Raw genomic sequence first — 25494 nt, forward strand, 5'->3', positions numbered from 1 at the left:
TATCAGCGTTTATCCGCGTTCATCGGCGGTTAAACACCTCAAAATCTACTTACTAGCATAACCCGTACTTACCAAAAACTCCCGCAACTTCCCAAAGAATTGAGTGCGATCGCGCCCTTGATAAACCCTCTCCAACAACTGCCAACCTTCCGCCTCCTGGCCCATGACATACTTGTTCGCCATGAATGCCGCCAACACCCCTTTCACCTCCCCATTTTCACTCAGACGCTTGTTAGATTCCAGCCAAAGCTCAGCAGAATTCGTGTATACTTCCACCGGATACTGTTTGCTAACATCTTGCATTTTACCTTGGCGGTACTGCCAAATTTGCAGCGGAAAGCGAGAATCAGCATAATTTGTAAAAGCCTCGGAAAATCTGCCGTCCAGACTCTTAAACTCTGGGATATCATTTTTGCCAAAATCGACTATTTCGTAACTCACATTGCCCCAAAAATGCTTGATGTGACTGTACTTGTTAGCCCCCGATTCGTAGCGGTAAATAAACGAATAATTGCAGCATCGGACGCCGCTTTTGATTGACACTAAATCTGCCAGCACTTCCGGTTCTTTGTCCCCGTCCAAATCACGGATTCGCAGCGATAAAAAACGTCCTTCTGATATTTCTTCGCTGGCTCTTTGGTCGGGATTATCTACTAGAGAGCGAGTCGGAATCAGCACTGGTTCTTCTAATAAAGTTTTACCGTCGCGGATAATTATGATGCGGAGATTTTTAGCATTTTCTGCTTCTTTTACGAAAGAAACTTCCGCCCGAACTTTCCCCGCTTCCGAGATTTCTGTTGTTCTCGGCGGGCCGATATTCGCCGGAACTTGGGCGATATATTGGGCAGGAACTAAGGCTGTTTGACCGGGTTTGGCGATCGCCTGACAGAAAAAAGTTGCGACTTCGGCGCGAGTAGCATTCCGAGTAGGTTCTAGCTGTTTAACAGCAGGATAATTGACCACAAGTTGTTTTTCTGTGGCAGCGGCGATCGCACTTCTGGCCAGTTCCGGAATATCCCGCGCATCCTCAAAAGTCGCATCCAAAATCTCAGCCGCCGACCCCGTAGGTGTATATTTCAAGCCGCTGGTTAAAGCTACCAAAGCCTGCCAGCGGGTAATATTCAAAGTGGGGTTAAAGATACTGCCACTGTATCCAGACATAAAACCCGTCTGATAAGCTTCTCGAATTGCTTTAAAACCCCAGTAATTTGTAGGAATATCTGCAAAGTCGATCGGAGCGCGGACGGTTTTGGCATCGGGAAAAGCCATGCGAACCATCGCCGCAAACTCAGCGCGGCTGACGGGGCGATTCGGGCGAAAAGTGCCGTCTTCGTAGTAGCCACTGATGATTTTTTTCTGTGCTAACTCCTCAATGCAAGCTTGCGCCCAATGGTCGTTAACATCCTTAAATTTGGCTTGAGCAACTGCCGGCGCTACATTCAGACCCGGAAACATTAAATTCCCGATGATTATCCCCAGGGCTACCAGTAAACCGATGATAGCTTGCCATCTGTGCGATCGAATCATAGAACAGACTCCTCTACTTACAAATTGGCGATCGAAACTTTCATAAAATTTATATAATATCAGGTATATTAACCTGATTTAATACCATTTATTACAAGTTAACCGGCGACTAAGGACACGGCAGTGCCGTGTCCCTAATTTTTCTAGTTCCTATAATAAAGCTTACTTCGACTCTAAAGTCATCTCCATCGCCATTTTTGTGGTGATTGTTGATTCTTCTGAGCTGCCAGCATTTTTAACACTCATTTCGCTATTTGAACTAATAGACACACTAGAGCGCAAAGGAATTAATCTATCCAAGCGCCCTGTAACTTTTCCCCGGCCCTGAGAACTAAAAGATTTGAGGCTTAAAGTAGTTCCAGCAGGCAATTGGGGAGAGGTAATATTTTGGGGGTTGGCTTGCTGCTCTATACTTACATTCAGAGACACAACTCCATCTTGCCAGCTATCCAATTCATAGGTAGCAATGTCATTCACATTCATGCCACTGAAATCAGAGGAAGAAGAAACGCGCCATTTCGCTCCTTTTCCGACTGCTTCGGCAGGCAGCGGCGAGGCTAGTTGTTCTAGAGATTTAGACATTTGTCCAACCATTTGTTTGAGGTTGTTGTCAGCTTTTTCGGGCAAAATAATGTCACCTCCTTTATGAAAACCGCGATTGTCCATGATGAAAGAGCCTTTCACTCCCACCATGCTTTTGAGTGCGGAACGCATGGCATCTCGGACGGCTGGTGGCATATTTCCAGTATCGCCGACGATATCTGAGTTAGTATAAGCAAACTCGTAGTGAATATCGCCATTGGGATCAATTTTAGTGACTTTTGTCTCGAAAGTCATCACCGATACTGGAATTTTAGCCCCAGGCGAAGACCGACCGGATGCGGATATTTCCATATCCGTTTTTACGGTCATAACAGTTGTTTCTTTGACATCGATAGCTGGTTTTAAACGCAGTTCCTGTCGTGGTTCCACTCCCGGATTTAGCAGTTCCACTTGCGGGGTTTTCGAGTTGAGGGCAGGCGCAGATACGCCAGGGGCTGGCTGCTGCACTACAAGTGGAGTTTCCGCGCTTAGGGAAGCAGGAGAAAGCTCGATCGCCCATCCGGCACTTACCAAACAAAGAGATGCAATAAACTGTCTTTTTTTCATTAACTTAATTTCCTGTTATTTGAATGTTGGTCTGTTCCCACAGTCTATCGACTGTCACAAATTTGTAACCTTTGTACAAAAGCAATGGAATTATTTTATCCGCCGAAGCTGCAACATCTTCACCGCCGCAATAGCCGTCGTGCAGTACAATAATTGATCCGTTTTCAGTTTGCTGCACGATGCGACTAATAACTTTCCTCACCCCCGGTCGCACCCAATCTTCCGGGACGACACTCCACATTACAGGGCGATATTCCCACTGTTGCAATAACTCTAATGTTCGCGGCGTAAAAATGCCGTTGGGTGGCCGCACGTCCAGGATTAATTGTGGGTCTAAATCGCAAGCTTTGGCAATTGCTTTCTGCGTGTCTTCTAAACTTTGTTTGAGTTCGTGGGTTTTTAGTTTGGGAAACGATATATGCTGATAGCCGTGGAGGCCGATCCAGTGTCCGCGATCGTACACTTCTTTAGCCGTTTCTGGATGCCTGTCCACACAAAAACCTAGCCAGAAAAAACTAGCTTTGATGTCGTATTTATCTAAAATTTTTAACAGTTGAGGTGTGTGCTGACGGTGCGGCCCGTCGTCAAATGTGAGGGCGATCTCTCGGCTGTTGATATCTCCAGTCCACAGACATCTGGGAAAAGCAGATTTGAGGATGGGATGAACGACAGGAAACAGGGGTGCTAATGGCATTGATTAACCTTGATAAATGCGATCGGGTAGAAATGAAGCTGCGTTACAATAAAATAAAGTTAACTTAATCTAGGTAAAGATGACAACTACCGTTGAGATTGGAACGCTAATTGTCAGCACGCCGGGAACTTGCGGCACCCACCCGCGCATCGCCCAAACCCGAATTACCGTAAAAAATATTGCTATTGATGTTAATGCTAGGCTGACTCCAGAACAAATCATCGATCAAAAACCGCACTAGACTCGATCGCAAACACAAATTTATGGTTTACTAGCCTATTCTTTGGCGAATCAAGACAAACTCGACGCGGATATAGCAGCATAAAAGGCTGATTTTGACTCCGGAAAATCTGAATACATAATCCAACTTAAACCGTTAAAAGAGAATATAATCATAATATTAGTAAGGTTATATGAGAGGTTAATAACTATCTGTAATAGCTGAGGGATCGCTACTTAAAAAATCTCTTAAGTCTTTTGATAGAGCCTCAAACTATGTCCCATTAATCGACCTCTATCTCGGGGTCGATGCGCTTACCCTATAGTGTCTTCCTATACTAAAAACTAGCACAGCTAATCTACCAACCATCAAGGAGGAACAATGACCGAGGAATATTTAGCCGAACGCACAGTTTCAGCCGTATTTAAGGAAGAAGAACAATTAGACGGTGTAATTCGGCGGTTGCTCGATCGCGGAGTTTCCCGCGACCACATCTCAGTAATGGGAAAAAACTTTCAATCTAAAACTAAAATTGCCGGCTTTATTACTAAAAAAGATGTGATATTAGGCGGTCTGCGAAGCGGGGCGATTTTTGGTTCCTTATTCGGTTCTTTTTTGGGTTTGCTAACAGGCGTCGGTGTCCTGTTTATTCCCTTTGTCGGTGCAGTAGTCTCGGCGGGCCCGCTGGGTGCGGTACTGTTGGGTGCAGCTAGCGGCGCGATCGCAGGTTCGGCCGGTGCGGGTCTAGTTTCGGCTTTGGTCGCTTTGGGAATGCCGGAAGACAAAGCAACTATCTATCAAACCCGCGTTGAAGCAGGCGAATTTCTCGTGATGGCAGAAGTTCCCGCAGATAAATCGGGCGAATTTAAACTCTTGCTAGAAAGTGCAGGTGGCGAAGAGATAGCTATTAGCGAAATGACGCTGCCGCGCGCCGTCAAAGGTCGCTGCAATAGTCCGGCAGATTTGTCTCCAGAAGTGCGATCGCACCTGTCGGAAGCAGCTCAAAAAACCTTTATGGAATCATACAACGCCGCATTTGATGAAAGCAACGACTCGATACAAGCGGAACACACCGCTTGGAATGCCATTCACCAGCAGTACGAAGAAGATGAAAACGGCGTTTGGACTAAGCCTTTAGCAAAAGTCTAGTCTTCCAATCGCAGCAAACTAATAAAAAATACGATCAAGCCTCTAGAACTGCGGTTCAGGAGGCTTTGACGATTTTAGATTTGAGATTTGAGATTTGAAGATGGTGCAAAACTTAATTCGTAAAGACTTGGGAATTACAGAAAGTCTCATTACTTTTTGAAAGTGGTATTGCACTAGGTTGCGTTGTCAAGTACAATCTATAGGCTTACAATAAAAAATTGAGTTAAGCAAATGCAAAAATACGTTTGTACAGTTTGCAATTACGTCTACGATCCAGCAGAAGGCGACCCCGACGGAGGCATAGCTCCCGGTACTGCCTTTGAAGATATCCCCGACGATTGGGTTTGTCCCACTTGCGGGGCGGCAAAATCCGATTTTGAACCAGAATAAGCGAGAAAAAATTTGTCCGATCGAATCCTCAAAATTACAATCATTGGCGGCGGTGCAGCGGGTTTTTTTAGTGCAATTACCTGTGCCAAAACCTACCCGCAGGCCCGCGTCACTTTACTAGAAGCTGGCCGGCAACTCCTGGCAAAAGTTCGCATCTCTGGCGGCGGGCGCTGCAATGTGACTCATGCTTGTTTTGACCCCGGTGTTTTAGTGCAGAATTACCCCAGAGGAGGGAAAGCTCTGCGCGGTGCTTTTACTCGATTTCAACCCCGCGATACTGTAGAATGGTTTGCCAGTCACGGTGTGAAGTTGAAAACCGAAGAAGACGGGCGAATGTTTCCGATCACCGACGATTCGGGGACAATTGTTAACTGTTTGATTCGGGCTGCTGAGGATGCAGGCGTGAAAATTCGCACGGGTGATGCAGTCGTTTCAGTAAAGAAATTAACGGGCAACACCGCAGAGGGCGAACACGGCGACACCGCCCCTAGTTTTGAAATTGAGTTGAAGTCGGGGGAAAGACTTAAGTGCGATCGCATTCTTCTCGCTACAGGCAGCAATCCGTCGGGTTATAAATGGGCCAAAGAGTTAGGTAATACTGTAGAACTGCCCGTTCCTTCTCTATTTACTTTTAATATTTCAGACAGCAGAATCAAAGATTTAGCCGGAATTTCTGTGCCTAATGCTAAGGTGAAATTGCCGGGAGCTAAATTAGAACAAAGCGGGCCTTTGCTAATTACTCACTGGGGTTTAAGCGGGCCTGCTGTACTCAAACTTTCGGCTTGGGGTGCGAGATTTTTGCACGATCGCCATTATAAAACACCTGTGCTGGTTAATTGGCTTCCCCAGTACAATGCGGAAGTTTTGCGGCAGCAACTGCTAGCGGTTAAGTCGCAGTTGTCGCACCGATTGATTGTCTCTAGCTGTCCGTTTCCGGTGCCGCGCCGCCTCTGGGAACGCTTGACAAGTTCGATCGGCATTGATGAGCAAAAACGCTGGGCTGACTTATCTAACAAAATCCTCGATCGCCTCCTGCTAGAACTCGTTCAAGGCGAATATCAGATTGCCGGAAAAGGCGCATTTAAAGAAGAGTTCGTCACCTGCGGCGGTGTCAACCTCAAAGAAGTCGATTTCAAGACAATGGAAAGCCGCCGCTGTCCCGGACTTTTCTTTGCGGGCGAAATCTTGGATATCGACGGCGTGACGGGCGGTTTCAACTTCCAAAGTGCTTGGACTACGGCGTGGTTGGCCGGTTTGGCGATCGGCAAACCATCGGATTTTAGATTTTAGATTTTAGATTTTAGATTGGGGAATACTTGCTGTGTAAAAGTTTGGGAGTTGCGATCGCGCGATCGGCTCGCCTATATTAAATTTTGTGTTATTTTTGAATTAAGGCGCACCAAATGTGTGTCCTCTTCAGCTTGTAGACAAAATTCGCAGTTTGGCGGACTTAACATTGGGTGAGATACATGAAAGACTTGAATCTAAAAACCCTAGAGTTCGATCGCAACCTTGACATCCATTTTGACTCACCTTTCATTGAAAAAAATGGCTTGCTGGAACTAAACCCCAAATTTATCACTCCCGAATTTTTAACAGCCTGGACGTTTGAAACACACCTGTACGACGAACAAGTTGCGATCGACCACTTTGTCCTCACATTCCCTAGCCGCACCGAACTCGAAAACTACGCCAAATCTTTTTACCCCTTCGGCGCCAAAACAGTTGAAGGCCCCGACTTGTTCCCGATTAACTTTTGTGGGGAAAACATTAATGTTCCCTCCGACTTGTGGCTGCATTTAATGACCTTATTAATGCCAGCGGGCGGCTTAGTAGTATTAGATGCGCCCCACGCACCGGGCGACCAAACAGACCGCTTCCAGCAAGAAAGAGGATTAGAAGCCGTTCACCACGTCGCGATTCGAGTTGAAAACGTGCAGAATGCTGCTAAGATATGGCAAAATAAAAACTTTAAACCACTATCAGAGCATCCTCTAAACTCCGGCTCATTAACTCAGTGGTTTCTGCAAAACCCCGCCGGACAAATTCTCGAATTAATAGAACGTCGCCCCGGCAACAACGCCACCTTTGACTGCAAAAACATCGCAGGTTTGCGCCTTAGTGAAGTCGCCAGTCAGTAGGGCAGGCAAGATGCCTGTCCCACAATTCCAAATTATCTCGTTCCCAGTCTCTGACTGGGAATGCCGATTCGGAGGCTCTGCCTCCTGTCTTTTCACTAATAAAATATATGGTTGCAATAAAAATCCCCAAAGTCACTTTTCAACCCCCAACATTCAACTCACTTGAAGAAGAACGCCGCCACCGCAAACAGCGTTTAGCCGCCGCATTCCGATTATTTGCCCGCTTCGGATTCAGCGAAGGAATAGCCGGACACATCACCGTCCGTGACCCCGAACACCTAGACCATTTCTGGGTCAATTCTTTTGGAATGCACTTTGGTTTAATTCGAGTCAGCGACCTAATTTTAGTCAACCACAAAGGCGAAGTTGTTGAAGGAAATAAACCCGTAAACGAAGCAGCATTTGCCATTCATTCCCAAGTGCACAGCGCCCGCCCCGACGTAATCGCAGCAGCCCACGCTCATTCTCCCTACGGCAAAAGTTGGTCGAGTTTGGGCCGCCTGCTTGACCCGCTGACGCAAGATGCTTGTTCTTTTTATGAAGACCAAGCTTTATTTGACGATTACACCGGAGTTGTTTTGGAAATCGAAGAAGCTAAACGCATCGCCAAAACTTTAGGTGAGAAAAAAGCTATTATCTTACAAAATCACGGACTGTTAACAGTAGGTCAAACAGTAGATGAAGCAGCTTGGTGGTTTATTGCAATGGAACGTTCTTGTCAAGCGCAGTTAATGGCCGAAGCAGCGGGAAAACCAATTCTCATCAAGCCAGAATGTGCGCGTTTAACACAGCAGCAAGTAGGGTCTCACCGCATGGGATGGTTTAGCTTTCAACCGCTTTATGACATGATTGTGCGTCGGGAACCTGACTTATTAGATTAGCAACTAGGCGGTTGAAACCGCTACTACACAAACACATTCCGCCTGCGGCGAATCAAGAATGAAGGGGGTATTAAAGCCGGATTTAGTATCAGAAGTGCAAAATTTATAAATTCATCCTGACACGGATTCCAGCCAAGCTATCAAATCCTCTTGACTGGTAAAATCTAACAATATTTCTCCTAAATCCTCTAATTGTTCGAGAGATAACTGCCGAATGCGAGTTTTAGTTTCGGGTGGGATTTCGCCAGTGCGCCGCCGGAGTAGACGCAGGATTAATGCTGTTTGCCCCTCAATTAGACCTTCTTGGCGACCTTCTTGCATCCCTTTAATAACAGCACCGCGTTGGTCTTCAAAAAACATTTCCCGCTTTTCCAATTCCTCTAACTCCTTAAGGGTTAAATTAGTTCTGCTGGCGATGGAAAAAGCTGTTTGAATTTCGGGCATTGATGCAAATTTTTCCGGTATTTCATCGAAGAGGGGAGCATTTTTGATAAAATAAATCCAGCTTTGAATTAGGTTTTCGACTTGTTCCAGTTCTTTGTTAAACTTGGGCAGTTCGACAAATACTAATTCGATTTCTCTGTTATAATACTCGAAGTTTTCTTCGAGTTCTTTAAAGACAAAATGGGTCAGAAGTTTTTCTGTGTTTTCAAATAGAATAAAATCTGTAATTGTTAAAGCAATCAGAGGATTTAATTTAGAGTATCCTTCCCTGGGTCTGAGTTGAGTTGCGTAGGTTTTGGCGGCATTATACACTACCCGTTTAGTAAAAGCTTCTACATTTATTACCTGCATTTCGATAATCACAGTTTTGTTGCCTGTAATTTTGGCTTTAACATCCAGGTAAGTGTCTTTTAATCCAGTAACACTCGGCGCGGCGTAGGGATCGATGATTTCTAAGTCTTCAATGGTAGGCTGCGCGTCATAGAGCATAGCATTGAGGAAGCTAATCAAAATGTCTTTGCTCTGGGGGGAACCAAATATTTTTTTGAAACCAAAATCTGTTTTAGCACTGATGAAAGGCATAATTAATAGTGGGTAATTGGTAATGGGGGCGCTTAAATCACAAAAGTCCTTCCATTTCTAGATCTTCAATTATCTGCAAACCTCGCGGGTCGCCAACTCGCAAAAGTGAAGATTTAGCATCTTCCCGCACGCCCATATCTTCATCTTCTTCTAAAGCTTCAATCAGACCATCGATCGCCCCAGCGTACACTATATTATTCGGCAATTCGCGTGCCAGTTGCCCGATCGCCCAAGCGCAGTTGCTCCGCACAGCAGACACAGCATCTCCCCGCAGCGCTTCAATCAACGGCGGAATCGCCGCAATCACCACATAGTAACCAACTTTTGCCATTTGACCCAGAGAACTCGCCGCCCACAAACGCACCGCCGAAATATCAGTTTTCAGAGCATCAATTAAAGATGGCAAAGCGCGGTGGTCCCTGCAATTTCCCAAGGCCCAAACTACCCCTTTGCGAACGTAACCGTTCCAATCGCGGTTAAGCTGAAAAATCAGCGGTTCCACAGCATCGGGACTCGGATTTCGCCCCAAAGCATAAGCCGCGCTCACTCGCACCAAGGGGCAACCGTCTCTCAATAAATTAATTAAATGCGAAATTGCTCGATCGTCCTGCAGTTCGCAAAAAGCCCGCGCCGCAATCATCCGGTGCTGAGGTTCCGGGGATTCCAGCAAAGGCAGCATTTCCTCGGGATCTGGCAGCGGGGGTTCGGATTCGTCAAAATGATCCAAAGGGCTTTCCAGTTCCGTGTCAGTATCAAGGGCGTTGGAGTAGTCGTTATTGTTCATAAAAAAACTTTACCGCACAGAGGATGCTCCTAAGCAACTCAGTCAGCACTCAGCAGTCCGCAGTCAATAATTGTAGGGTGCGCGCGCAGTACCTTACTACAAACAAATACCTCTGCTGTCACCTAAGTTAATAGCGAGGACTTCAGTTCTCATAATTGCTGTCACCTAAGTTTCTAGTGAGGACTTCAGTCCTCATAATTTGGATGAATCCGGACTAAAATCCTTACTACAAAGGAATATCTCTGCTGTTACTTAAGTTGGTAGTGAGGACAGAAGTCCTCATAATTGGAATGAATCAGGACTTTTGCCCTGATTCCAAACCAGTAGAATTTATATTTCAAAGGGATTTGAGCATCGAGAGGGAATGAGTTTGATAGCCTAATTTTTGATAGAGATTCACCGCAGGCTGATTGCTCAGAAATACTTGCAAACCAATTTGCCCATCGCCTCTTTCCCGCGCCCAATTTTCAGCATGAATAACTAAAGCTGCACCTACTCCTAGACGGCGATGTTCCGGTGCTACGTACAACAAAAAAATGTGAGCGTAGCGTTCTCCGGTGGTTTGGTCGATCGCATTTCCCAACCACAAACATCCGACAACCGATGTCAGATTTTGGGCTTGAGATTGGGGATTGAGATACTGCGAGGGAAGCGCCGGCAAAATTTCTGCCTCTTCCTGGGTGTTTTTCTGGCACTCTACCCACCAAACCGGCGTCTGGTTAGAAAAATACTGCTCGACAGTTTGAGCCAAATGTCCCAATTCCCCATCCGGGTAAAGCTCTTGGTAAGTCCGGTGCATAAACTTTACCAGTTTTGCCCGATCGAGTCCCGATCCTGAGCGCAGCCGGTAGCCCGGTATTAGTTGAGCAGACATCAGCTCAGCGGACACGAAAAGCGGAATAATTTAGCCCCAAGAAAATTGGATTCACTACTGCCGCTTGCTTTTGCGGGATCGCTTCCTCAATCGGTGCGGGGGCAGCCATGTCACCAGGCAAAAAGATGCGAGCACTGACTGCTACCAGAGCCGCGAAAAATACTAATACCGCTATCAATGGAGCAATGTATTGACGAATGATACCCATAACCGCAAAAACTTAATTCTTGAGTTGATATTATCAAGTGTACCATACAAATCTTGTCAGCTATAATTGCTACCATTGGACAATTAGCTCAACAAGAGAGCGATCGCAAATACCAACAAACAGAAAATATAATATTATGAGTGCCTCGCCTGCTGTTTATGAATCTCTAGCTAAATCAATTGTTTTTTTGAATCAAAAGCCGAGCGCGCAAAATCAAGTTTCGACTTTCCTAGATACTAATGGCTACTATATCGATCGCATATTCGACGACCCAGAAACAAACTTTTATGCGATCGGGTTCGGTTCATCCAATCCCGAAAACCCGCCCGCCCTGGTATTTAAAGGTACAGACTTCATCGACGGCGACGCTATCTTTTCCGACTCGCGGGACATTGGTTTACCAGAATTTGAAAAGAACAAAGATAATATCAAAAATTGGCTCACAGAAATCGGTCAAAATACTGGTAAAAACCCCAGCAAATTATTGCCAGATGTCATCGGGCACAGTTGGGGCGGAGCTGTCGCTCAAATTGTAGCAACCGAATACACATCTCTGACCGGCGATATCTTTACTTTCAACTCTCCGGGAGTATCAGTGAGTACATTTAACAGTTTTCGGAGAAATCTCAGCAGGGCAGGCAACAAAAATGTCACTCACTACATTGCCAGCGGAGATGTAGTCAGCTTGTTTGGCGAAGCATTTATCCCGGGTAAAGTATTTATCCAAAGTTTTACAGATCCGAGTATTAATCCCTTAACTGTTTTGGCAAAACATCGAACTGAAAATTTGTTAACTACTCCGCCCGTCGGTTTTTTGCAGAGGCAAATTTCCGTAGAACAATTAAACAGTTCTGAATTTACTTATAACAACGATTCAGATTTTAACGAGTTTATAGCTGCGATGAATTTGGCCCTGCCCAATGTGTCAGTAGCGATCAGAAGCAGAGGCGGTGCAGAGAGTGTGAGAACAGCACCAGAATTTTCTTTTGTGCAGTTGATCAGAGAAATGCAATACGGTTTAGCTCCCTTACAACCGAATTATTTATCAGGCGACGCTCGCAACAATACTGCTACGGGGGGCCCTGGAGAGGATACAGTTATCGGCAACGGCGGTAACGATACTCTCAGAGGCAATCGAGGTAATGACAGCATCACCGGTGGTGATGGCGACGATTTCTTGTACGGCGGCAGAGATAACGATTATTTCGAGGGCGGCGACGGAAACGATTTGGTTTCCGGCGAGTTTGGCAACGATTTTTTAATTGGTGGTGCGGGGCGCGATCGCTTTGTATTGGAATCCGGCGGCGGAGCAGATGTGATTTTAGATTTTCAAGATAGTGAAGATTTAATTACCCTGTCGCGGGGTCTAACTTTTCCTCAAGTTAGAGTAACCCAAGGTGGTGACGGAGCTTTAATTACTATCCCGGTTACTGGGGAAATTCTTGCTACTCTCAGAGGCGTAGTTGCCAGCGATATTACGCGGGTAGATTTTGTATAGCTTTAGGGTGCTCAAAATTTGTATTTTTGGTGGCGCAAAACCTGCCTGGGTTTTGTAGCGATAGGTTTTTTTTTATTAAAAAATCTGTATCAATTTGCCGCAAAAAAACTACTAAAAATGACCAATTAATATGGTCAATAAACTAAGTTTATAGTAAACTTAGTTTAGTAGCTTAAAAACTAATTACCCCTCAAACGACAGGAAATAAAAAAATATGCCCTCCTCCCCCGCCGCTTACGAAACTATAGCCAAGCAAGTTGTTTACATAGATAACGACCCCCAGTCTCAAACTTTAGTTCAAACGGGTTTGACCGCTGCTGGCTACCAAATCGATCGCACTTTTGACGATCCCGGAACTGGATTTCACGCGATCGGCTTAATTTCCACCACCCCAGACAAACCGCCTATTTTGGTATTTCGCGGCACGGATTCGCTCGTAGACGATATTGCCAACGCAGACCCGCGCGGCGCCGGTTTCAACCAATTTGAAGCCAACAAACAAGCATTAGGAAATTGGTTGACAGAAATCAGTCAAGATACAGCCAAAAACCCCAGCCGCTTGCCACCAGACCTTCTTGGACACAGCTTGGGCGGTGCCATAACGCAACTAGCCGCCACCGAATTTACATCTACTATCGGAGATATTATCACCTTCAATTCTCCCGGAGTTGATCAGAGCACCGTCAATACATTTAAGCAGAAAGCCGGGGCAGGAAAAAATGTAACTCACTACATAGTTAACGGCGATTTTGTTAGTTTGGGAGGAGAAGCTTTTATCCCCGGCAAAGTAATTCTTCAAACATTTACTAACCCGATTATCAACCCGCTACTTGTCTTGGACAAGCACACGCAAAGCGGTTTGTTAACTTCTCCACCTCCCGGCTTGACTCAGACAGAAATCACTGTAGACCAGTTGAGCCGCCCGGATTTCACTTTTACAGATTCAGATTATTTAGAACTGTTAGCTGGCTTAGACTTTGCACTGCCAGCCTTGGGAACCTCGTTGGAATCGCGCAGCAGTTTAGAGCAATTAAGAACCACTCCGGGAACCTCATTTTTAGCAAACGTTGCAGCAATGCAAACTGCTCTAGCTCCCTCCCAAATTAATAATTTAGTCGGTGACGAGGCCAACAATACAGCATCAGGTTTTGGAGACGACGATATTATCACTGGCAATGGGGGAAACGACACTCTCAGCGGCAACAAAGGCAACGATATTATCAGCGGTGGCAGCGGCAACGATCTGCTATTAGGCGGCAAAGGGGATGACAATTTGAACGGGGCAGAAGGAGACGATACACTCATTGGCGCAGCGGGTGCGGATCTCTTAATCAGTGGCGCTGGACGCGACGTATTAGTGTTAGGAGCAGGTGCCGGTACAGATACACTTGTAGACTTTCAAAAGGGTCAAGATTTAATCGGTTTGAGTGGAGGTTTGACCTTCAACCAAGTCAGAGTTACTCCAGGGGATTTTATAACGACGATTGAACTAGCCCGTAATGGCGAAGTTCTTGCCAGTATTCCTGGCATTCCAAGTAGTCCGCTAACAGCTAGTGATTTTATTGCGATTTAGTTGGCGGCTGGCAATACAGATATTCGGTAAGGACACAACAATGTTGTGTCCTTATTTTATCTTAGGAAAACAAACACCGACAATTTATACTCTGCCATGATTAAAAACATCAATATTCCTCCAACGGCGGGTTCACCGAAATCTCGAAAAAAAAGTGCAGACCTTCGTAAACCCGCCCCGCCCGGCTCTTATAATTATAGCGATCGCACTTGATATTAATCGAAATCGTCCAGTCCAGGTCTGGGCATGGATGCTAATTTTTTCTCATCTTCTAGGGGCAGAAAGAAAATCGTCAGCATACCGGGAATTACAGCCAGCGCGCTCATCAAAAAATAATTTTGATAGCCGAGATTCGCCTGCAAGTAGCCGCTAAAAACGCCTGGAATCAGCACTCCTGCGGCCATAAAAGCCGTTGTAATTGCATAGTGAGATGCTTCGTATTCAGGGCGGACAGTCCGCATCAAGAACACTGTATAGGCAGCTACGCCAAGTCCGTAAGTAAATTGCTCGATCGAGTTTACAGCATAAGCCCATTCAATCCCCGGTTGATTGATTGCCAACAGCCAATACAGCACGTTAGTTGAATTTTGCAGAATAGCCGTCGGCCACATCCATTTTTTCAATCCTTGTTTAGCAATTAAATAGCCGCCCAGCAACCCTCCTATTAACAAAAACATTACCCCTAAAGTACCTGATAATAAGCCCATATCCGACGTAGAAACTGCTAATCCTCCTTTCTCAACTTTATCCATTAAAAATGGAGGAGCCATTTTAAAAGTCAAGGCATCGCCCAAGCGAAAAATCAAAACGTAAGCCACAATCCAACCTATTTTATCTTGCTGAAAATAGGTTTTGAATGCTTCGATAAAGCTGGTTCTTTGTTGGGGGGTGTCGGATTCCAGATCGTAATTTCGAGGATAGGGAAGATACCACCGCTGAAAGAGATATATCAGCACAAACATAATCGCACAAATGCCAAAGGCTGTCGCCCATCCGTAGTTAAGCGCAGACACGCTAAAATCCGAACCGAAAAGTGACAGTGGAATGTTTTGATAGATTTTGGTGTCGCCTGTATTTCCGGTGACTAAATGGTTTTCGGCCAGTTTCCCGGCTAAGAACACCAATAAACCGCTACCGGCAATGACAGCACCTCTATAAGCCGTGTTGCGAACCCCGACAAATAGTGCTTGTTGGTCTTTATTGAGAGTGTTTAAATAAAATCCGTCAATAGCGATGTCGTGAGTAGCTGAGACAAATGCGATCGCCGTAAAGATAACAAGCGATATAATAATCGGTGCCGGCGTTAATACGCCAAAAGCTAGGAAAGCAAACAGAAAAGCACAAATGATTTCGGTTGCTAAAATCCATTTGCGTTTGGTGGAATACAAATCAACAACTGGCCCCCACAAACCTTTTAAAACCCAAGGGAAAGACAACAGACTTGTCAATCCGATGAGTTCGTTGCTGGTTCCCATACCTTTCAAAAAAATCACCGACATTAAATTAACGACGGTGTAAGGGAGACCTTGAGCGAAGTATAATACTGATACCCACAATCCAGCGTTATGCTTTTTTTCCATTGCAGAGATATTTTACCTAGTTACTTATTTGATTTACGGAGTGCGATCGACAATTCCGGTCTATTCAACCCTTGGCATCACACTATATGTCATTCCGATGCCAGCGGCAGCCATATAAACAGTGTATTTTAGCATCCTTCTGACTCACAAATATTTCTATTTTTGGGATAACCGTGCAATCATTTTTCTCCCTTAAAATGAACGAGGTAAGCGCAAACATTCTTTTCCCAGTCAGAAGTGTCATAAGTTCGCAGCAGTTCGAGAGCAGTTTCTTCTATCTGATATGCAGTTTTTGGACTATTCACCGGACGTTCGGGACTGTCAGGATTAACAACAATTAAACCTGCATCTAGAAACTGATGGACAGTCTGGCGACGCACAGTTTCCCGCGTATTTGGTGCATATTTTTTACCGTATTGCTGCTCCATGAAGTCCATAATGGGTGTGATTCCCCGAAGTGGAGCTTTCGCCGATTCCCAAGCATCCTTTGGCTTGAGGTCAAGCAAAGCCAGAAGGGTTAAGGCGGAACGTTCGTTAAGCTGACCTTTTGGAAAACCGAGCGCTGCAAGTATTTCTAGAGATTCATCAATACGGTTCTTGATTGTCAGGGGGCTATTTTCTAACGGATTGGGATTGTTCAGCAGTTGTGTCTCGACAAGTCGATCAATCTCCCGCTGTGTAGGAAATATTTCTCTTATTTGAGCGCCAAGTAAAAGTAATTGCTCTACAGTAGGATACTTCAAATTGCGTAAATCCGTAGCATTAACTTGAGTGTGTCCGTTGAACAATCGGAAAAACGCATCTACCAAACTCGAATTTAGATAAACGGCCAATCCCCGCGCCAGGGTGAGGTCTAATCCGCGTCCCTGTTGGTGAAAGTAATTCAAATGGTTCTCAAAACCAACGCGAGAACTATTAATTTTATTGGCATCCCAGACAACTGCAACAATTCGCTTTTTCTCTTCCTTCGACGAGAAGCGCTTGATCAAAACATAATGTTCGTTAGGTACGAGGAGTGCAGCAGTTTTTTCCGTGACAGCTAAAGCTTGAGGCTTTCTCGTTGCGGTGGGATATTCAACACAGCCAGCCGAGAAGTGTGCGGGATAAATCAGCGGAACTGTACCGTTTTCCGGTTTTAGCCGCAAGTCAGAGCGAACACGAAAATCTACAACTTTTCCCGTAGAAACTGTTAAGCCTAATTCCTCTAGGGTGCAAGTAAATTGAGCCATTTGCTCGGCTACTTTCTGGCTGACCGAATCCGGTAAAATCCGAATAAATTGCTCGGAATCTTTGGGATTAATTAGGGCGGTATAGGGCAGTTGGTGAGACAAAACCAAGTCGTCGCCCACGCTGCTGCTTGAGGTGATTAGTACAGTATCTGGCTGTTCTATTTGTTTGGTGGCGCGCACAATAATAGTTTCTTGCAGCACTGCATCATCGCGAAATGGCAACTGTCGGGATTCAAAGATATGTAGTTGACGTAAAGCCATCATTTGAAGGAAGACTTTGCGGAAATCTCGAAAGTATAAACCGTTGCAAAAGCTGCGGGGAGTAATCGACACTAATTCACCGTCTGGTTTGAGCAGGTGAGCAGCAGCCACTGTGAAGCCAGCGTAGAGATTGCTGGTTTCTAGTCCTATAGAACGCAGCAAGGTTCGGGCTTGGGATTTAGCGTCTATCTTGACATAGGGAGGATTGATAATTGCATGGGTAAATTCCCGTTTTACTGCTTGTGTAAATAGATTGGGCTGCAACATATCGGCGCTGTCTTGAATAAAATCAATTTCGCGAACCTCACAGGTAAAAGATATCCCAAAACGCTGACATTCTATACTGCATAATTCTAAAGTTTGCTTGAGGTATTCAATCAAAATAAGGTCAATTTCATAAGCTGTAACGTGCAGGCTGTGCGGTTTGTTGGGGCGCTGGCAAAGTTCGCAAACAACGGCTGCTAACAGGGAACCAATACCAGCCCCGGCATCTAAAAGCGATATATCGGGACAGTTAAATTCAAACATTCCCGCCATCAAACTTGCGACTGAGGAAGGTGTTAAAAATTGTCCCTTTTCTCCTCTCTGGCTTTGCTGCAACTTTCGGGTTGCTTCTTGGCGGCAGCCATCTACTCGATCGAGTAAATTGCTTGCTGTTGAGTAGCTGTTACCGGGAAGGGCTAGGGTTTGAAATTGCGGTACTATCATTTGTTCAAAAAGTGCGATCGCCTGTTCAGTGTATTTTCGCCCAAAATTGCACCGATGTGCAAAAATGTCAAGCGCACTAGAAAATATATAACTTATCCAAAAGTATGTTTACTGTTCATATAGCTAGATCGGGAGGTAGCTAACGATGACACAAACTGAAACCAAGCGTTATGATTTTACTTAAGTATCTAGGTCTAAATCATGACAACTATCAACTGGAATGAAGTTTTAGATAGTATTTCAGAGAATGCAGAAGAGCCAGAAGTCGAAGATAGATTTGTCAAACGCCTTCTAAATGCACTTGGATTCAGCTCTGATGAGTGGGTACAACAGTTTAAAACAGGGAAGGGTCCTGTTGATTTTGCTGCTCGCAAGAATCACGATGAGGATAAATTTTCAGTTGCTAAGATTAACCCATACTTACTCATTGAAGTTAAAGGGAGAGTATCAGGAAATGCCATCATTAACTTAGCAGAAGGTACTCCCGCGTACAAAAAAGCTAAAGAACAGATAACAGGTTATCTTCTTGCTCCTAAGTGCCAAACATCTCAATGGGGTATTATCACTAACTCAACAGATATCCAGCTATTCCGCAAACATGGTAAAATCGTATTGCCTGCTACTGACTGCATGAGGATAACCAAAGATAATATTATTAAAATTATTACTAGAATTAAGAACTTGCTGGAAAACGCACCCAAAGCTTTAACAATTTGCATCTATAATGATAAGGGAGGCGTGGGAAAAACTACAACGACAATCAACTTGGCTGCGATTCTTCGACAACAGCATAAAAAAGTGCTTGTTGTTGACTTCGATCCACAACAAGGAGATTTAACAGATTCATTAGGCTTACAGGAGGGAAAAGTTAAATTATCTCAGTGCCTGGTTGATGAAGCATTGAATGTTAAAGAAACTCTTCAAGCATTTAATCTGAAGGATAAAGCAGGTCTATTAGTTAAGGTATTTGATGTCATCCCATCTGATTCAGGATTATCGAAGTTCATGGCTTATGATTGTGAAGCACTAATTGATAAAGGTTCAGCAAAGCTGCGAAATTTGCTTGAGATTTTTGTTCGTAATTATGATTACATCTTAATTGATGCACCTACGAACTGGACTTTTTTTAGTAAAAGCTGTGTGATAGCTTCTGATGTAATCCTCATGCCAACAGAACACAATAACTTTTCATCTTTAAAAAATGCTGCTAAAGTTATTAAAGAATTCTTGCCGGAAGTTAAGAAGCTTAGGCAGGACGGTGGCCCTATTGCCTTGCCGATATTTTTCAATAAACATAAAGAAAGCGAGGCTTCAATCAAAAGAGCAAATGCAGAAATAAAAGCAATTATTACACTGAAGAAAGGAGAGAATTATATTCTCGATTCTAATTTGTTACCCTATTATTGGCCTAAATCTATAAAAACGGTGATTGACACAACTATATTCAGTGTTCCAGAATATGAAGTTGTTTCAAGTGCAGCTTTTTCTCGAAAACCAGCGGTTTTTCAACACAAAAAAGCCGCTGAATATTACTTAAAATTAGCGAAGGAGTATTTTTTGTATGAGTAATTCTGAGAACATCGGTAAGTTAATGCACTTGAAGTTATCTAAAATTGAGTCAGCAGAACCCTGCTCTGAGTCAGAGTTTATCATTGCCGGAGCCGCCGAAGCCGTATTGCAAGCAGGTAATCGCAATTGGATTCCGATTATCGTTAAAGAAACAGGCGACTATCAGTATCAAGTTGTGAGCAATCACTTTGTCTATGCTGTAGCTCAACAAGCCAAATTAGATTTAGTATGGTGTATTGTCATTGACCCAAAACCATTAAATATTGAACAAGCGAAGATTCTAGCGCGAGAAGCAAATCCCACAGTCAATCTGAGTACAGCATCAAAAGATACTATTATAGCTGTACTTAAATACTTAGTTAAAGAGCATAATTGGAAGAATGTAAAACCAGTTGAAACAGCCAATAAAATTGTAGATTCTAACCGCGAGCAATGGTCAGATTTCACCCCCCTGACTAAGTTACAATGTGGTTTGACTAAGGCTAGATTAGATTTTATTGCTAAAGTATTTTCTATATCACCGCCACCGCCGCCTCCTCCTCCTCCTCAAGCAGTTAGTGTGAAACGTGCATCTAGAGATGAAATTTTCGACCGCCTCAATTACTTATCCACTAATAAAATAGGCGGCTTTGAAAATATTGATGCAGAAAAAACAGCCGATGCTATCTTCACCGCGAATAAAGGCAAGTGGAAAACTCTCAGTCCAATTTCCAAACTTGAATGCGGCATTGATACAGCCAAAATGAAAATCATTAAAACCCTATTTAGCCTGTAAAACTATGTTAAGTGGTGTAGCGGATTCAATTTACTGGCTCAACCGCTATATTGAAAGATCGGAAAATATCGCCCATTTTGCCCAGGTGAATTTTAATCTCATTCTCCACTCTCCCAGCGGTATTACTCAACTATTTACCGATCTGCCCAATTAATGTACCCTTGTGCGAAAATGTCAAGCGGACGCTCAAACCAAAAGTCCGTAAAGGACTGTTAAACGCTCTCTCACACACTTCTGATGCGAAATACCAAAACATTCTTTTTGTCAAGCTTGTTCCTGATCGGCTTAACAATTAGTTTTCTGCTGACTCCTGGTTGGTTCTCCAACTTCCCATCCCGGGCGATCGCAACTATGCCTCCGGAAACCCAAACCGCCGAATTTCGCGCCTTCTGGGTGGACGCCTTCAACCCCGGCTTCAAAACGCCTCAAGAAGTCATAAAATTGATCGCAGACGCGCAGCGGGCAAATGCCAACGCCATCGTCGCCCAAGTCCGCCGCCGCGGCGATGCTTTTTACACGAGTGCGATCGAACCCCGCACCCTCGATCCCAACGTTCCGGCGGGTTTCGATCCACTGCAAGATGTGATTGACAAAGCCCACGCCGCAGGCATTGAAGTATACGCTTGGATGGTGACGCTGCCAGTGGTTTCGGGCAGCAAACTTCCCGCCGGTCACGTTTGGCAACAACACGGGCCTTCGGCCCCGGGCAGCGACAATTGGGCAATGCTGACTTACGGGGGGGAATCACCCGGTTTCCTCGATCCCGGTCATCCAGACGCCGTAGATTATACTGTTTCCGTCTATTTGGACTTGCTGAAGCGCTACGATGTGGACGGCGTACAGTTGGATTATGTGCGCTACGGCGGGCCGACTTGGGGGTACAATCCGACTGCGATCGCCCGTTTCAATCAGCAAACAGGTCGATCGGGCAAACCCGCACCCACCGATCCCGCGTGGATGCAGTGGCGGCGCGACCAGGTGACAAATTTAGTACGGAAGCTTTATGTAGAAAGCCTTGCGATTAAACCGCGCGTTAAAATTACCGCCGCCACGATCGCCTGGGGAGACGGCCCGAAAAACGATGCAGGGTGGTATCAAACGCAGCCTTACAAAGAAGTATTGCAGGATTGGCGCGCTTGGCTGGAAGAAGGGATCGTAGACATGGCGATGCCGATGACTTACCAGCGCGAGTACAAACGGCAGCAAAAACTAGCTTACGACAACTGGATCGAGTACGCCAAAGACCACCAGTACAACCGCCAAATTGCGATCGGCCCCGGCAATTACCTCAACTACATCGAAGACACTCTAGGCCAGATTCGTCGCGCCGAACAGCCGTCTGCGAAAGGAAATCACGTCGCAGGTACGGTGCTCTATTCCTACGCTAGCAGCAACGTGTACACCAATGTTGAACTGCGATCGGGCGGTAGCGGAGATTTGCCCCGCCAGCCTTGGAAATACGTTCCTCAAAGCAACGATTTGTTTTACACCGCGCTTTCGCAGCCGAGTCAATACGTTGACGCTGCGACGGGCAAAACCTATGAAACTCAGCCTGTGTGGGCGACAGCAGCAGCGGTTCCCGATATGCCTTGGAAGTCGCGCCCGACTACAGGTGCGATCGCCGGAAATTTGCAGCAGTGCGCTCAAACTTGCGACGGTGCGAGCTTGACATTGCAGTCGATCGATGCTGCTGCCAAGGTGCGTCAACTGCGCGCCGATGGCAAAGGATGGTTTGGGGCGATCGAGCTTTCTCCGGGAACTTATCAGTTGAAAGTTGACGGAAGTCAAATTCAACAAACAGTTAATGTTGTCGCCGGTGAAGTTGCAAAAATCAATTTCGGAGCCTCTTAATCACTTTTTAGGGTGCGCCGAGGCGGGCTATTGCGATCGACTTACAGCGTATCCCGGGTTTATAGAACCCATGTAGGATCTTTTTGTTGTCTCACAAGCCTTTGAGGTATCTAGGTTGTATCTGGTTTGATGCCTGTTAGCTTAAAGTCCTGACTCTGGTATTAAATCCTCTGGTAAAACGATCCCCTCAAAACCATATAGTTCGCTCAAGAAGATACCAAATGGGTTCTATAAAGTTTCTAAGATTTCTGACTTAGGGAATCTTACTTTTGCCAGTGAAGCATACTTATCTGTTTCAGATCGATAGCCAGCCGCACAAGCTACGACGGTAGTAAAGCCTTTTGCAGAAAGACCCAACAGGCGATCGTAATTGACAGGTTCAATTCCTTCCATTGGACAGGTGTCAACACCAAGCAATGCAGCACTGGTCATAAAGTTGCCCAGTGCAATATAAGTTTGGCGCGTTGACCAGTCATTGATATTAAAACTGCGGCCACCATCAACCAAGTCACTGACGATTAGACTCCGATATCCTGCCATTGCCTCTACAGTCCCGCCTCGCACCTCGGCAGTGCGGGCAATAAAGCGATCGACATCCTCGGCCGTGAGATTCTTTTTAATCGCGAACACGACATAATGAGAGCAATCAGTAACCTGTGACTGATTCCAGGAGAGGGGCTTGAGCTGTTCTTTAAGTTCCGAGCTGGTAATAATCAGAAATTTCCAAGGTTGAAGCCCATAAGAAGATGGTGTTAACACTAACGCATCTTCTAAAGCTGTCCAGATTTCTGGAGCAATTTTTTTCGCTGGATCGAACTGTTTGGTGGCATATCGCCATTTGAGATTTTCGAGTAAGTCTGTCGTAGTGATGTGATTCATTTCTTTTACTTAAGAGATTGCAATTAATCATGGTTGAAACGGATAATTACAGGCTGGTTGCCAATAATCCTGGTTCAAATGAAATGATAACGGAAGCGGTCTGCAAAAAGTAGCGATCAGGTCGATTTGCTCCCCCGACCGACTAATTTTTAGCTAATTCCTAATCGCTTTCCAGAATGCTTGCGAGCAAAGCTTGCTGAGCGTGCATCCGATTTTCTGCTTGATCCCAAACGCGCGATTGACTGCCTTCAATCACTGCATCGGTAATCTCTTCATCTCGGTGCGCGGGCAAACAGTGCAGTACAATTGCATTTTTATCTGCTAACTTCAGCAATTGTTCATTTACCTGATAGGGTTCAAACAAAGGAATCCTGATTTTTGCTTCCTCTTCCTGTCCCATACTCGCCCAAACATCAGTATAAATCACTTGAGCATTCTTCACAGCAGCTTCTGCGTCCGTCGTCACAGTAACTTCTGTTTTTCCCTTAGCAATATTCTTAGCTTTTTCCACTATCTCAGCATTCGGCTGGAAATCTTGAGGGCAAGCAATTCTTACATTCATTCCCGTCATTGCACAGCCCAACATCAGCGAATTAGCCATATTATTGCCATCGCCCAAATAAGTCAAAGTCACCCCTTTCAACTTGCCAAAACACTCTTTTACTGTCATTAAATCCGCCAGCACTTGGCATGGGTGTTCGTCATCTGTCAGTGCATTAATCACAGGAATTTTCGCATAGTTGGCAAAAGTAACTAAATCCTTTTGCTCGAAAGTCCGAATCGCTAAAATATCTAAATATCTGTCTAAAACCCTGGCTGTATCTACCAAAGGTTCACCGCGGCTGACTTGTGTAACGTTGGGATTGAGGTCAATCACTTGCCCTCCCAATTTATACATTGCCACCGTAAAACTTACCCGCGTTCGCGTTGAAGCTTTAGAAAATAACAAGCCGAGAACTTTATTGCGTTTCAGCTTGACCATTCCCGATTTTAAACTGGCTGCTAGATCCAGCAAATAATTTAATTCATCTATGCTTAAATCTGCCAGACTTAATAAATCTCGCCCTTTTAATGAATCCATGCTTTCCCCCACACACAAATTTTTAACTGTGTCTTAAATCTTAGCCCGCAGAGGTGGGTTTTGTTTCTGTAATCCCTAGTTGACATCTGCGGGTAAGGTTTATGCGGGCAATTGCTCGATCGCCCGATCGATCGAATCGCAACCTTGTTCAACCGTTTCTACCACAGCCAACACGCCCCGCAATTCCCCAGCGCCGGGGAAACCCTTAGCATACCAGGTTAAGTGCTTGCGCGCTTGGGAGACACCGCTTTCACCTTTATATTCCCACAAAGCCCGCAAATGTTCCTTAGCACATTCGAGGCGTTCAATTGGTGTCGGAGGTATCTTTTCCACACCTGTTTTCAAGAAATAATCAACTTCTCCCACCAAGAATGGATAGCCCAAAGTTCCCCGCGAACACATCACTCCATCAGCGCCGGTTTCTTCCAGACATCGCATCGCTGCTTCTACTGAAAAAATATCCCCGTTAGCAATAACTGGAATCGATAAAACTTCTTTAACTCGGCGAATCCACTCCCATTTTGCCGGGCCGGTGTAACCTTGCGATCGAGTGCGGCCGTGCACGGTAATCATTTTTGCTCCCGCATCTTCCATCCGCTTCGCAAATTCCAAAATATTAATTTCTTTGTCAGTCCAACCAATCCTAGTTTTAACGGTGACAGGAACATCTACCGCTTCCACAACAGCCCGCACAATTGCCTCGGCAGTTTCCGGGTCTCGCAGCAGGGAAGAACCGCCGCCGTTTTTAGTAATTTTGTTAACCGGACAGCCCATATTAATATCAACAGTATCGGCTCCTTCTGCCACTGCTTTTTGGGCTGCTTCTGCCAAGAAATCCGGCCGGCAGTCAAACAATTGAATGCTAATCGGGCGCTCGTTCGGGTCAACTTCCATAATTCTCGGCAGTTGCTTCACGTAGTGCAAACCCGTAGCGTTCACCATTTCCGTGTACATCATCGAATCTGGCGCGTAGCGCCGCACCAGGCGGCGAAATACCAAATCGGTAACGCCGGATAAGGGCGATTGCAGGACGCGGCTTTTAACTTCAAAATCGCCGATTTTGAGCGGAGTTGATAATTTTTCTTTTAATTCGGGAGAGAGAGTAAGCATAGTCGATCGCACTTTAATTCTAATATCTGTATATTATACTACACTTCAGGTAGTTGACAGTTGTTAAATATACTTTTAGCCGATTATTGAGTGACAGCTAAAAGTATATTTAACCTGACCGCAATGCCTATTTTACACATCCCGATCGCCCTAATTTGAATATTGTGAAACCAGAACCCAAACGCCAACGCCGACCCGAGTTAAATCTCTGTGCCGCTTCTCTCTATCTATGGGGTGTGACCATTAATGAGGGATCTACCTACTAAGAGTGTTGCCCAAGTCATATTTTTATTGTTTAATTCTCCCGAATGCTCGGCCTGCCTTCGGCTCCGGCTAT

The 25494-nt window shown here is 45.2% G+C and carries 24 protein-coding genes; 12 read left to right on the forward strand and 12 right to left on the reverse strand.

Going from position 1 to position 25494, the window contains the following annotated elements; all coding sequences use genetic code 11:
- Positions 1 to 45 precede the first annotated feature (45 nt).
- The 3 genes from QUA25_RS06920 to QUA25_RS06930 all read right to left on the reverse strand — a co-directional run bounded on the left by QUA25_RS06920 (position 46) and on the right by QUA25_RS06930 (position 3370).
- Complete coding sequence (locus tag QUA25_RS06920; protein WP_333036609.1) at positions 46 to 1527, reverse strand: S-layer homology domain-containing protein; 1482 nt, start codon at positions 1525 to 1527, stop codon at positions 46 to 48.
- A gap of 162 nt (positions 1528 to 1689) precedes the next feature.
- Positions 1690 to 2676: a DUF6263 family protein gene (locus tag QUA25_RS06925; RefSeq protein WP_333036610.1), complete on the reverse strand. Its 987-nt coding sequence runs from the start codon at positions 2674 to 2676 to the stop codon at positions 1690 to 1692.
- Between the two features lie 4 nt (positions 2677 to 2680).
- The gene (locus QUA25_RS06930; protein ID WP_333036612.1) at positions 2681 to 3370 is read right to left on the reverse strand and encodes a polysaccharide deacetylase family protein; all 690 of its coding nucleotides are present in this window, start codon (positions 3368 to 3370) and stop codon (positions 2681 to 2683) included.
- Positions 3371 to 3449: 79 nt separating this feature from the next.
- Between QUA25_RS06930 and QUA25_RS06935 the strand changes: the two genes are divergently transcribed.
- The 6 genes from QUA25_RS06935 (at position 3450) to QUA25_RS06960 (ending at position 8151) form a co-directional block, all read left to right on the forward strand.
- Complete coding sequence (locus QUA25_RS06935; protein WP_333036613.1) at positions 3450 to 3611, forward strand: DUF433 domain-containing protein; 162 nt, start codon at positions 3450 to 3452, stop codon at positions 3609 to 3611.
- 360 nt (positions 3612 to 3971) lie between these two features.
- On the forward strand, positions 3972 to 4739 hold the full coding sequence (locus tag QUA25_RS06940; RefSeq protein WP_333036614.1) for a ChaB family protein: 768 nt from the start codon (positions 3972 to 3974) through the stop codon (positions 4737 to 4739).
- 231 nt (positions 4740 to 4970) lie between these two features.
- Entirely contained in the window at positions 4971 to 5129 is a 159-nt protein-coding gene (gene rd, locus QUA25_RS06945; protein ID WP_333036615.1) for a rubredoxin, read from the forward strand.
- 12 nt (positions 5130 to 5141) lie between these two features.
- Positions 5142 to 6419 carry an NAD(P)/FAD-dependent oxidoreductase gene (locus QUA25_RS06950; protein WP_333036616.1) on the forward strand — a complete coding sequence of 426 codons (1278 nt, stop codon included), beginning with the start codon at positions 5142 to 5144 and terminating at the stop codon, positions 6417 to 6419.
- Positions 6420 to 6598: 179 nt separating this feature from the next.
- Positions 6599 to 7270: a hypothetical protein gene (locus QUA25_RS06955; RefSeq protein WP_333036618.1), complete on the forward strand. Its 672-nt coding sequence runs from the start codon at positions 6599 to 6601 to the stop codon at positions 7268 to 7270.
- Positions 7271 to 7377: 107 nt separating this feature from the next.
- The gene (locus QUA25_RS06960; RefSeq protein WP_333036620.1) at positions 7378 to 8151 is read left to right on the forward strand and encodes a class II aldolase/adducin family protein; all 774 of its coding nucleotides are present in this window, start codon (positions 7378 to 7380) and stop codon (positions 8149 to 8151) included.
- 111 nt (positions 8152 to 8262) lie between these two features.
- Here QUA25_RS06960 and QUA25_RS06965 read toward each other — a convergent pair whose 3' ends face one another.
- From QUA25_RS06965 to QUA25_RS06980, 4 genes are all read right to left on the reverse strand, one after another.
- Positions 8263 to 9177, reverse strand: a complete 915-nt coding sequence (locus QUA25_RS06965) for an Rpn family recombination-promoting nuclease/putative transposase (RefSeq protein WP_333036623.1) — start codon at positions 9175 to 9177, stop codon at positions 8263 to 8265.
- A gap of 37 nt (positions 9178 to 9214) precedes the next feature.
- Positions 9215 to 9961 (reverse strand): HEAT repeat domain-containing protein, encoded by a 747-nt coding sequence (locus tag QUA25_RS06970; protein ID WP_333036626.1) that lies wholly within the window; start codon positions 9959 to 9961, stop codon positions 9215 to 9217.
- A 337-nt stretch (positions 9962 to 10298) separates the two neighbouring features.
- Positions 10299 to 10835, reverse strand: coding sequence for a GNAT family N-acetyltransferase (locus QUA25_RS06975; RefSeq protein ID WP_333036628.1), 537 nt, complete (start codon positions 10833 to 10835; stop codon positions 10299 to 10301).
- 4 nt (positions 10836 to 10839) lie between these two features.
- Positions 10840 to 11043 carry a hypothetical protein gene (locus tag QUA25_RS06980; protein ID WP_333036629.1) on the reverse strand — a complete coding sequence of 68 codons (204 nt, stop codon included), beginning with the start codon at positions 11041 to 11043 and terminating at the stop codon, positions 10840 to 10842.
- A 136-nt stretch (positions 11044 to 11179) separates the two neighbouring features.
- Between QUA25_RS06980 and QUA25_RS06985 the strand changes: the two genes are divergently transcribed.
- Both QUA25_RS06985 and QUA25_RS06990 read left to right on the forward strand, forming a co-directional pair.
- Positions 11180 to 12541 (forward strand): calcium-binding protein, encoded by a 1362-nt coding sequence (locus QUA25_RS06985; protein WP_333036631.1) that lies wholly within the window; start codon positions 11180 to 11182, stop codon positions 12539 to 12541.
- Between the two features lie 214 nt (positions 12542 to 12755).
- Positions 12756 to 14114 (forward strand): calcium-binding protein, encoded by a 1359-nt coding sequence (locus QUA25_RS06990; protein ID WP_333036632.1) that lies wholly within the window; start codon positions 12756 to 12758, stop codon positions 14112 to 14114.
- 215 nt (positions 14115 to 14329) lie between these two features.
- Here QUA25_RS06990 and QUA25_RS06995 read toward each other — a convergent pair whose 3' ends face one another.
- Together QUA25_RS06995 and QUA25_RS07000 are read right to left on the reverse strand one after the other, a co-directional pair.
- On the reverse strand, positions 14330 to 15694 hold the full coding sequence (locus tag QUA25_RS06995; RefSeq protein ID WP_333036634.1) for an MFS transporter: 1365 nt from the start codon (positions 15692 to 15694) through the stop codon (positions 14330 to 14332).
- A gap of 179 nt (positions 15695 to 15873) precedes the next feature.
- Entirely contained in the window at positions 15874 to 17892 is a 2019-nt protein-coding gene (locus QUA25_RS07000; protein WP_333036636.1) for an Eco57I restriction-modification methylase domain-containing protein, read from the reverse strand.
- Between the two features lie 201 nt (positions 17893 to 18093).
- Here QUA25_RS07000 and QUA25_RS07005 point away from each other — a divergent pair, with 201 nt between their 5' ends.
- From QUA25_RS07005 to QUA25_RS07020, 4 genes are all read left to right on the forward strand, one after another.
- Positions 18094 to 19461, forward strand: a complete 1368-nt coding sequence (locus QUA25_RS07005; protein ID WP_333036638.1) for an AAA family ATPase — start codon at positions 18094 to 18096, stop codon at positions 19459 to 19461.
- Positions 19454 to 20236, forward strand: a complete 783-nt coding sequence (locus QUA25_RS07010; RefSeq protein ID WP_333036641.1) for a hypothetical protein — start codon at positions 19454 to 19456, stop codon at positions 20234 to 20236. The genes QUA25_RS07005 and QUA25_RS07010 overlap by 8 nt, the downstream gene beginning before the upstream one ends.
- Positions 20237 to 20240: 4 nt before the next feature.
- Complete coding sequence (locus QUA25_RS07015) at positions 20241 to 20390, forward strand: alpha-E domain-containing protein (RefSeq protein WP_445242185.1); 150 nt, start codon at positions 20241 to 20243, stop codon at positions 20388 to 20390.
- An 83-nt stretch (positions 20391 to 20473) separates the two neighbouring features.
- A complete protein-coding gene (locus QUA25_RS07020) occupies positions 20474 to 22087 on the forward strand; it encodes a family 10 glycosylhydrolase (RefSeq protein WP_333036643.1) in 1614 nt (537 codons plus the stop codon).
- A 228-nt stretch (positions 22088 to 22315) separates the two neighbouring features.
- On the opposite strand, the gene QUA25_RS07025 is transcribed toward QUA25_RS07020, so the two are convergent.
- The 3 genes from QUA25_RS07025 to dusB all read right to left on the reverse strand — a co-directional run bounded on the left by QUA25_RS07025 (position 22316) and on the right by dusB (position 25157).
- Positions 22316 to 22966, reverse strand: a complete 651-nt coding sequence (locus QUA25_RS07025) for an NAD(P)H-dependent oxidoreductase (protein WP_333036646.1) — start codon at positions 22964 to 22966, stop codon at positions 22316 to 22318.
- 160 nt (positions 22967 to 23126) lie between these two features.
- The gene (gene argF, locus QUA25_RS07030; protein ID WP_333036647.1) at positions 23127 to 24047 is read right to left on the reverse strand and encodes an ornithine carbamoyltransferase; all 921 of its coding nucleotides are present in this window, start codon (positions 24045 to 24047) and stop codon (positions 23127 to 23129) included.
- Between the two features lie 99 nt (positions 24048 to 24146).
- Positions 24147 to 25157 (reverse strand): tRNA dihydrouridine synthase DusB, encoded by a 1011-nt coding sequence (dusB, locus tag QUA25_RS07035; protein ID WP_333036649.1) that lies wholly within the window; start codon positions 25155 to 25157, stop codon positions 24147 to 24149.
- Positions 25158 to 25494 lie beyond the last annotated feature (337 nt).

The sequence above is a fragment of the Microcoleus sp. Pol17C6 genome, from assembly GCF_036701145.1.
Lineage (GTDB): Bacteria > Cyanobacteriota > Cyanobacteriia > Cyanobacteriales > Microcoleaceae > Microcoleus.

Excerpts from the sequence above, each read along its gene's own strand:
- QUA25_RS06920 (WP_333036609.1), bottom strand. The coding sequence starts at position 1,527 with ATGATTCGATCGCACAGATGGCAAGCTATCATCGGTTTACTGGTAGCC.
- rd (WP_333036615.1), top strand. The coding sequence starts at position 4,971 with ATGCAAAAATACGTTTGTACAGTTTGCAATTACGTCTACGATCCAGCA.
- QUA25_RS06930 (WP_333036612.1), bottom strand. The coding sequence starts at position 3,370 with ATGCCATTAGCACCCCTGTTTCCTGTCGTTCATCCCATCCTCAAATCT.
- QUA25_RS06975 (WP_333036628.1), bottom strand. The coding sequence starts at position 10,835 with ATGTCTGCTCAACTAATACCGGGCTACCGGCTGCGCTCAGGATCGGGA.
- dusB (WP_333036649.1), bottom strand. The coding sequence starts at position 25,157 with ATGCTTACTCTCTCTCCCGAATTAAAAGAAAAATTATCAACTCCGCTC.
- QUA25_RS06970 (WP_333036626.1), bottom strand. The coding sequence starts at position 9,961 with ATGAACAATAACGACTACTCCAACGCCCTTGATACTGACACGGAACTG.
- QUA25_RS07015 (WP_445242185.1), top strand. The coding sequence starts at position 20,241 with ATGTTAAGTGGTGTAGCGGATTCAATTTACTGGCTCAACCGCTATATT.
- argF (WP_333036647.1), bottom strand. The coding sequence starts at position 24,047 with ATGGATTCATTAAAAGGGCGAGATTTATTAAGTCTGGCAGATTTAAGC.
- QUA25_RS06985 (WP_333036631.1), top strand. The coding sequence starts at position 11,180 with ATGAGTGCCTCGCCTGCTGTTTATGAATCTCTAGCTAAATCAATTGTT.
- QUA25_RS06990 (WP_333036632.1), top strand. The coding sequence starts at position 12,756 with ATGCCCTCCTCCCCCGCCGCTTACGAAACTATAGCCAAGCAAGTTGTT.
- QUA25_RS07000 (WP_333036636.1), bottom strand. The coding sequence starts at position 17,892 with ATGATAGTACCGCAATTTCAAACCCTAGCCCTTCCCGGTAACAGCTAC.
- QUA25_RS06995 (WP_333036634.1), bottom strand. The coding sequence starts at position 15,694 with ATGGAAAAAAAGCATAACGCTGGATTGTGGGTATCAGTATTATACTTC.
- QUA25_RS07020 (WP_333036643.1), top strand. The coding sequence starts at position 20,474 with ATGCGAAATACCAAAACATTCTTTTTGTCAAGCTTGTTCCTGATCGGC.
- QUA25_RS06955 (WP_333036618.1), top strand. The coding sequence starts at position 6,599 with ATGAAAGACTTGAATCTAAAAACCCTAGAGTTCGATCGCAACCTTGAC.
- QUA25_RS06935 (WP_333036613.1), top strand. The coding sequence starts at position 3,450 with ATGACAACTACCGTTGAGATTGGAACGCTAATTGTCAGCACGCCGGGA.
- QUA25_RS06940 (WP_333036614.1), top strand. The coding sequence starts at position 3,972 with ATGACCGAGGAATATTTAGCCGAACGCACAGTTTCAGCCGTATTTAAG.
- QUA25_RS06965 (WP_333036623.1), bottom strand. The coding sequence starts at position 9,177 with ATGCCTTTCATCAGTGCTAAAACAGATTTTGGTTTCAAAAAAATATTT.
- QUA25_RS07005 (WP_333036638.1), top strand. The coding sequence starts at position 18,094 with ATGACAACTATCAACTGGAATGAAGTTTTAGATAGTATTTCAGAGAAT.
- QUA25_RS07010 (WP_333036641.1), top strand. The coding sequence starts at position 19,454 with ATGAGTAATTCTGAGAACATCGGTAAGTTAATGCACTTGAAGTTATCT.
- QUA25_RS06925 (WP_333036610.1), bottom strand. The coding sequence starts at position 2,676 with ATGAAAAAAAGACAGTTTATTGCATCTCTTTGTTTGGTAAGTGCCGGA.
- QUA25_RS06980 (WP_333036629.1), bottom strand. The coding sequence starts at position 11,043 with ATGGGTATCATTCGTCAATACATTGCTCCATTGATAGCGGTATTAGTA.
- QUA25_RS06960 (WP_333036620.1), top strand. The coding sequence starts at position 7,378 with ATGGTTGCAATAAAAATCCCCAAAGTCACTTTTCAACCCCCAACATTC.
- QUA25_RS07025 (WP_333036646.1), bottom strand. The coding sequence starts at position 22,966 with ATGAATCACATCACTACGACAGACTTACTCGAAAATCTCAAATGGCGA.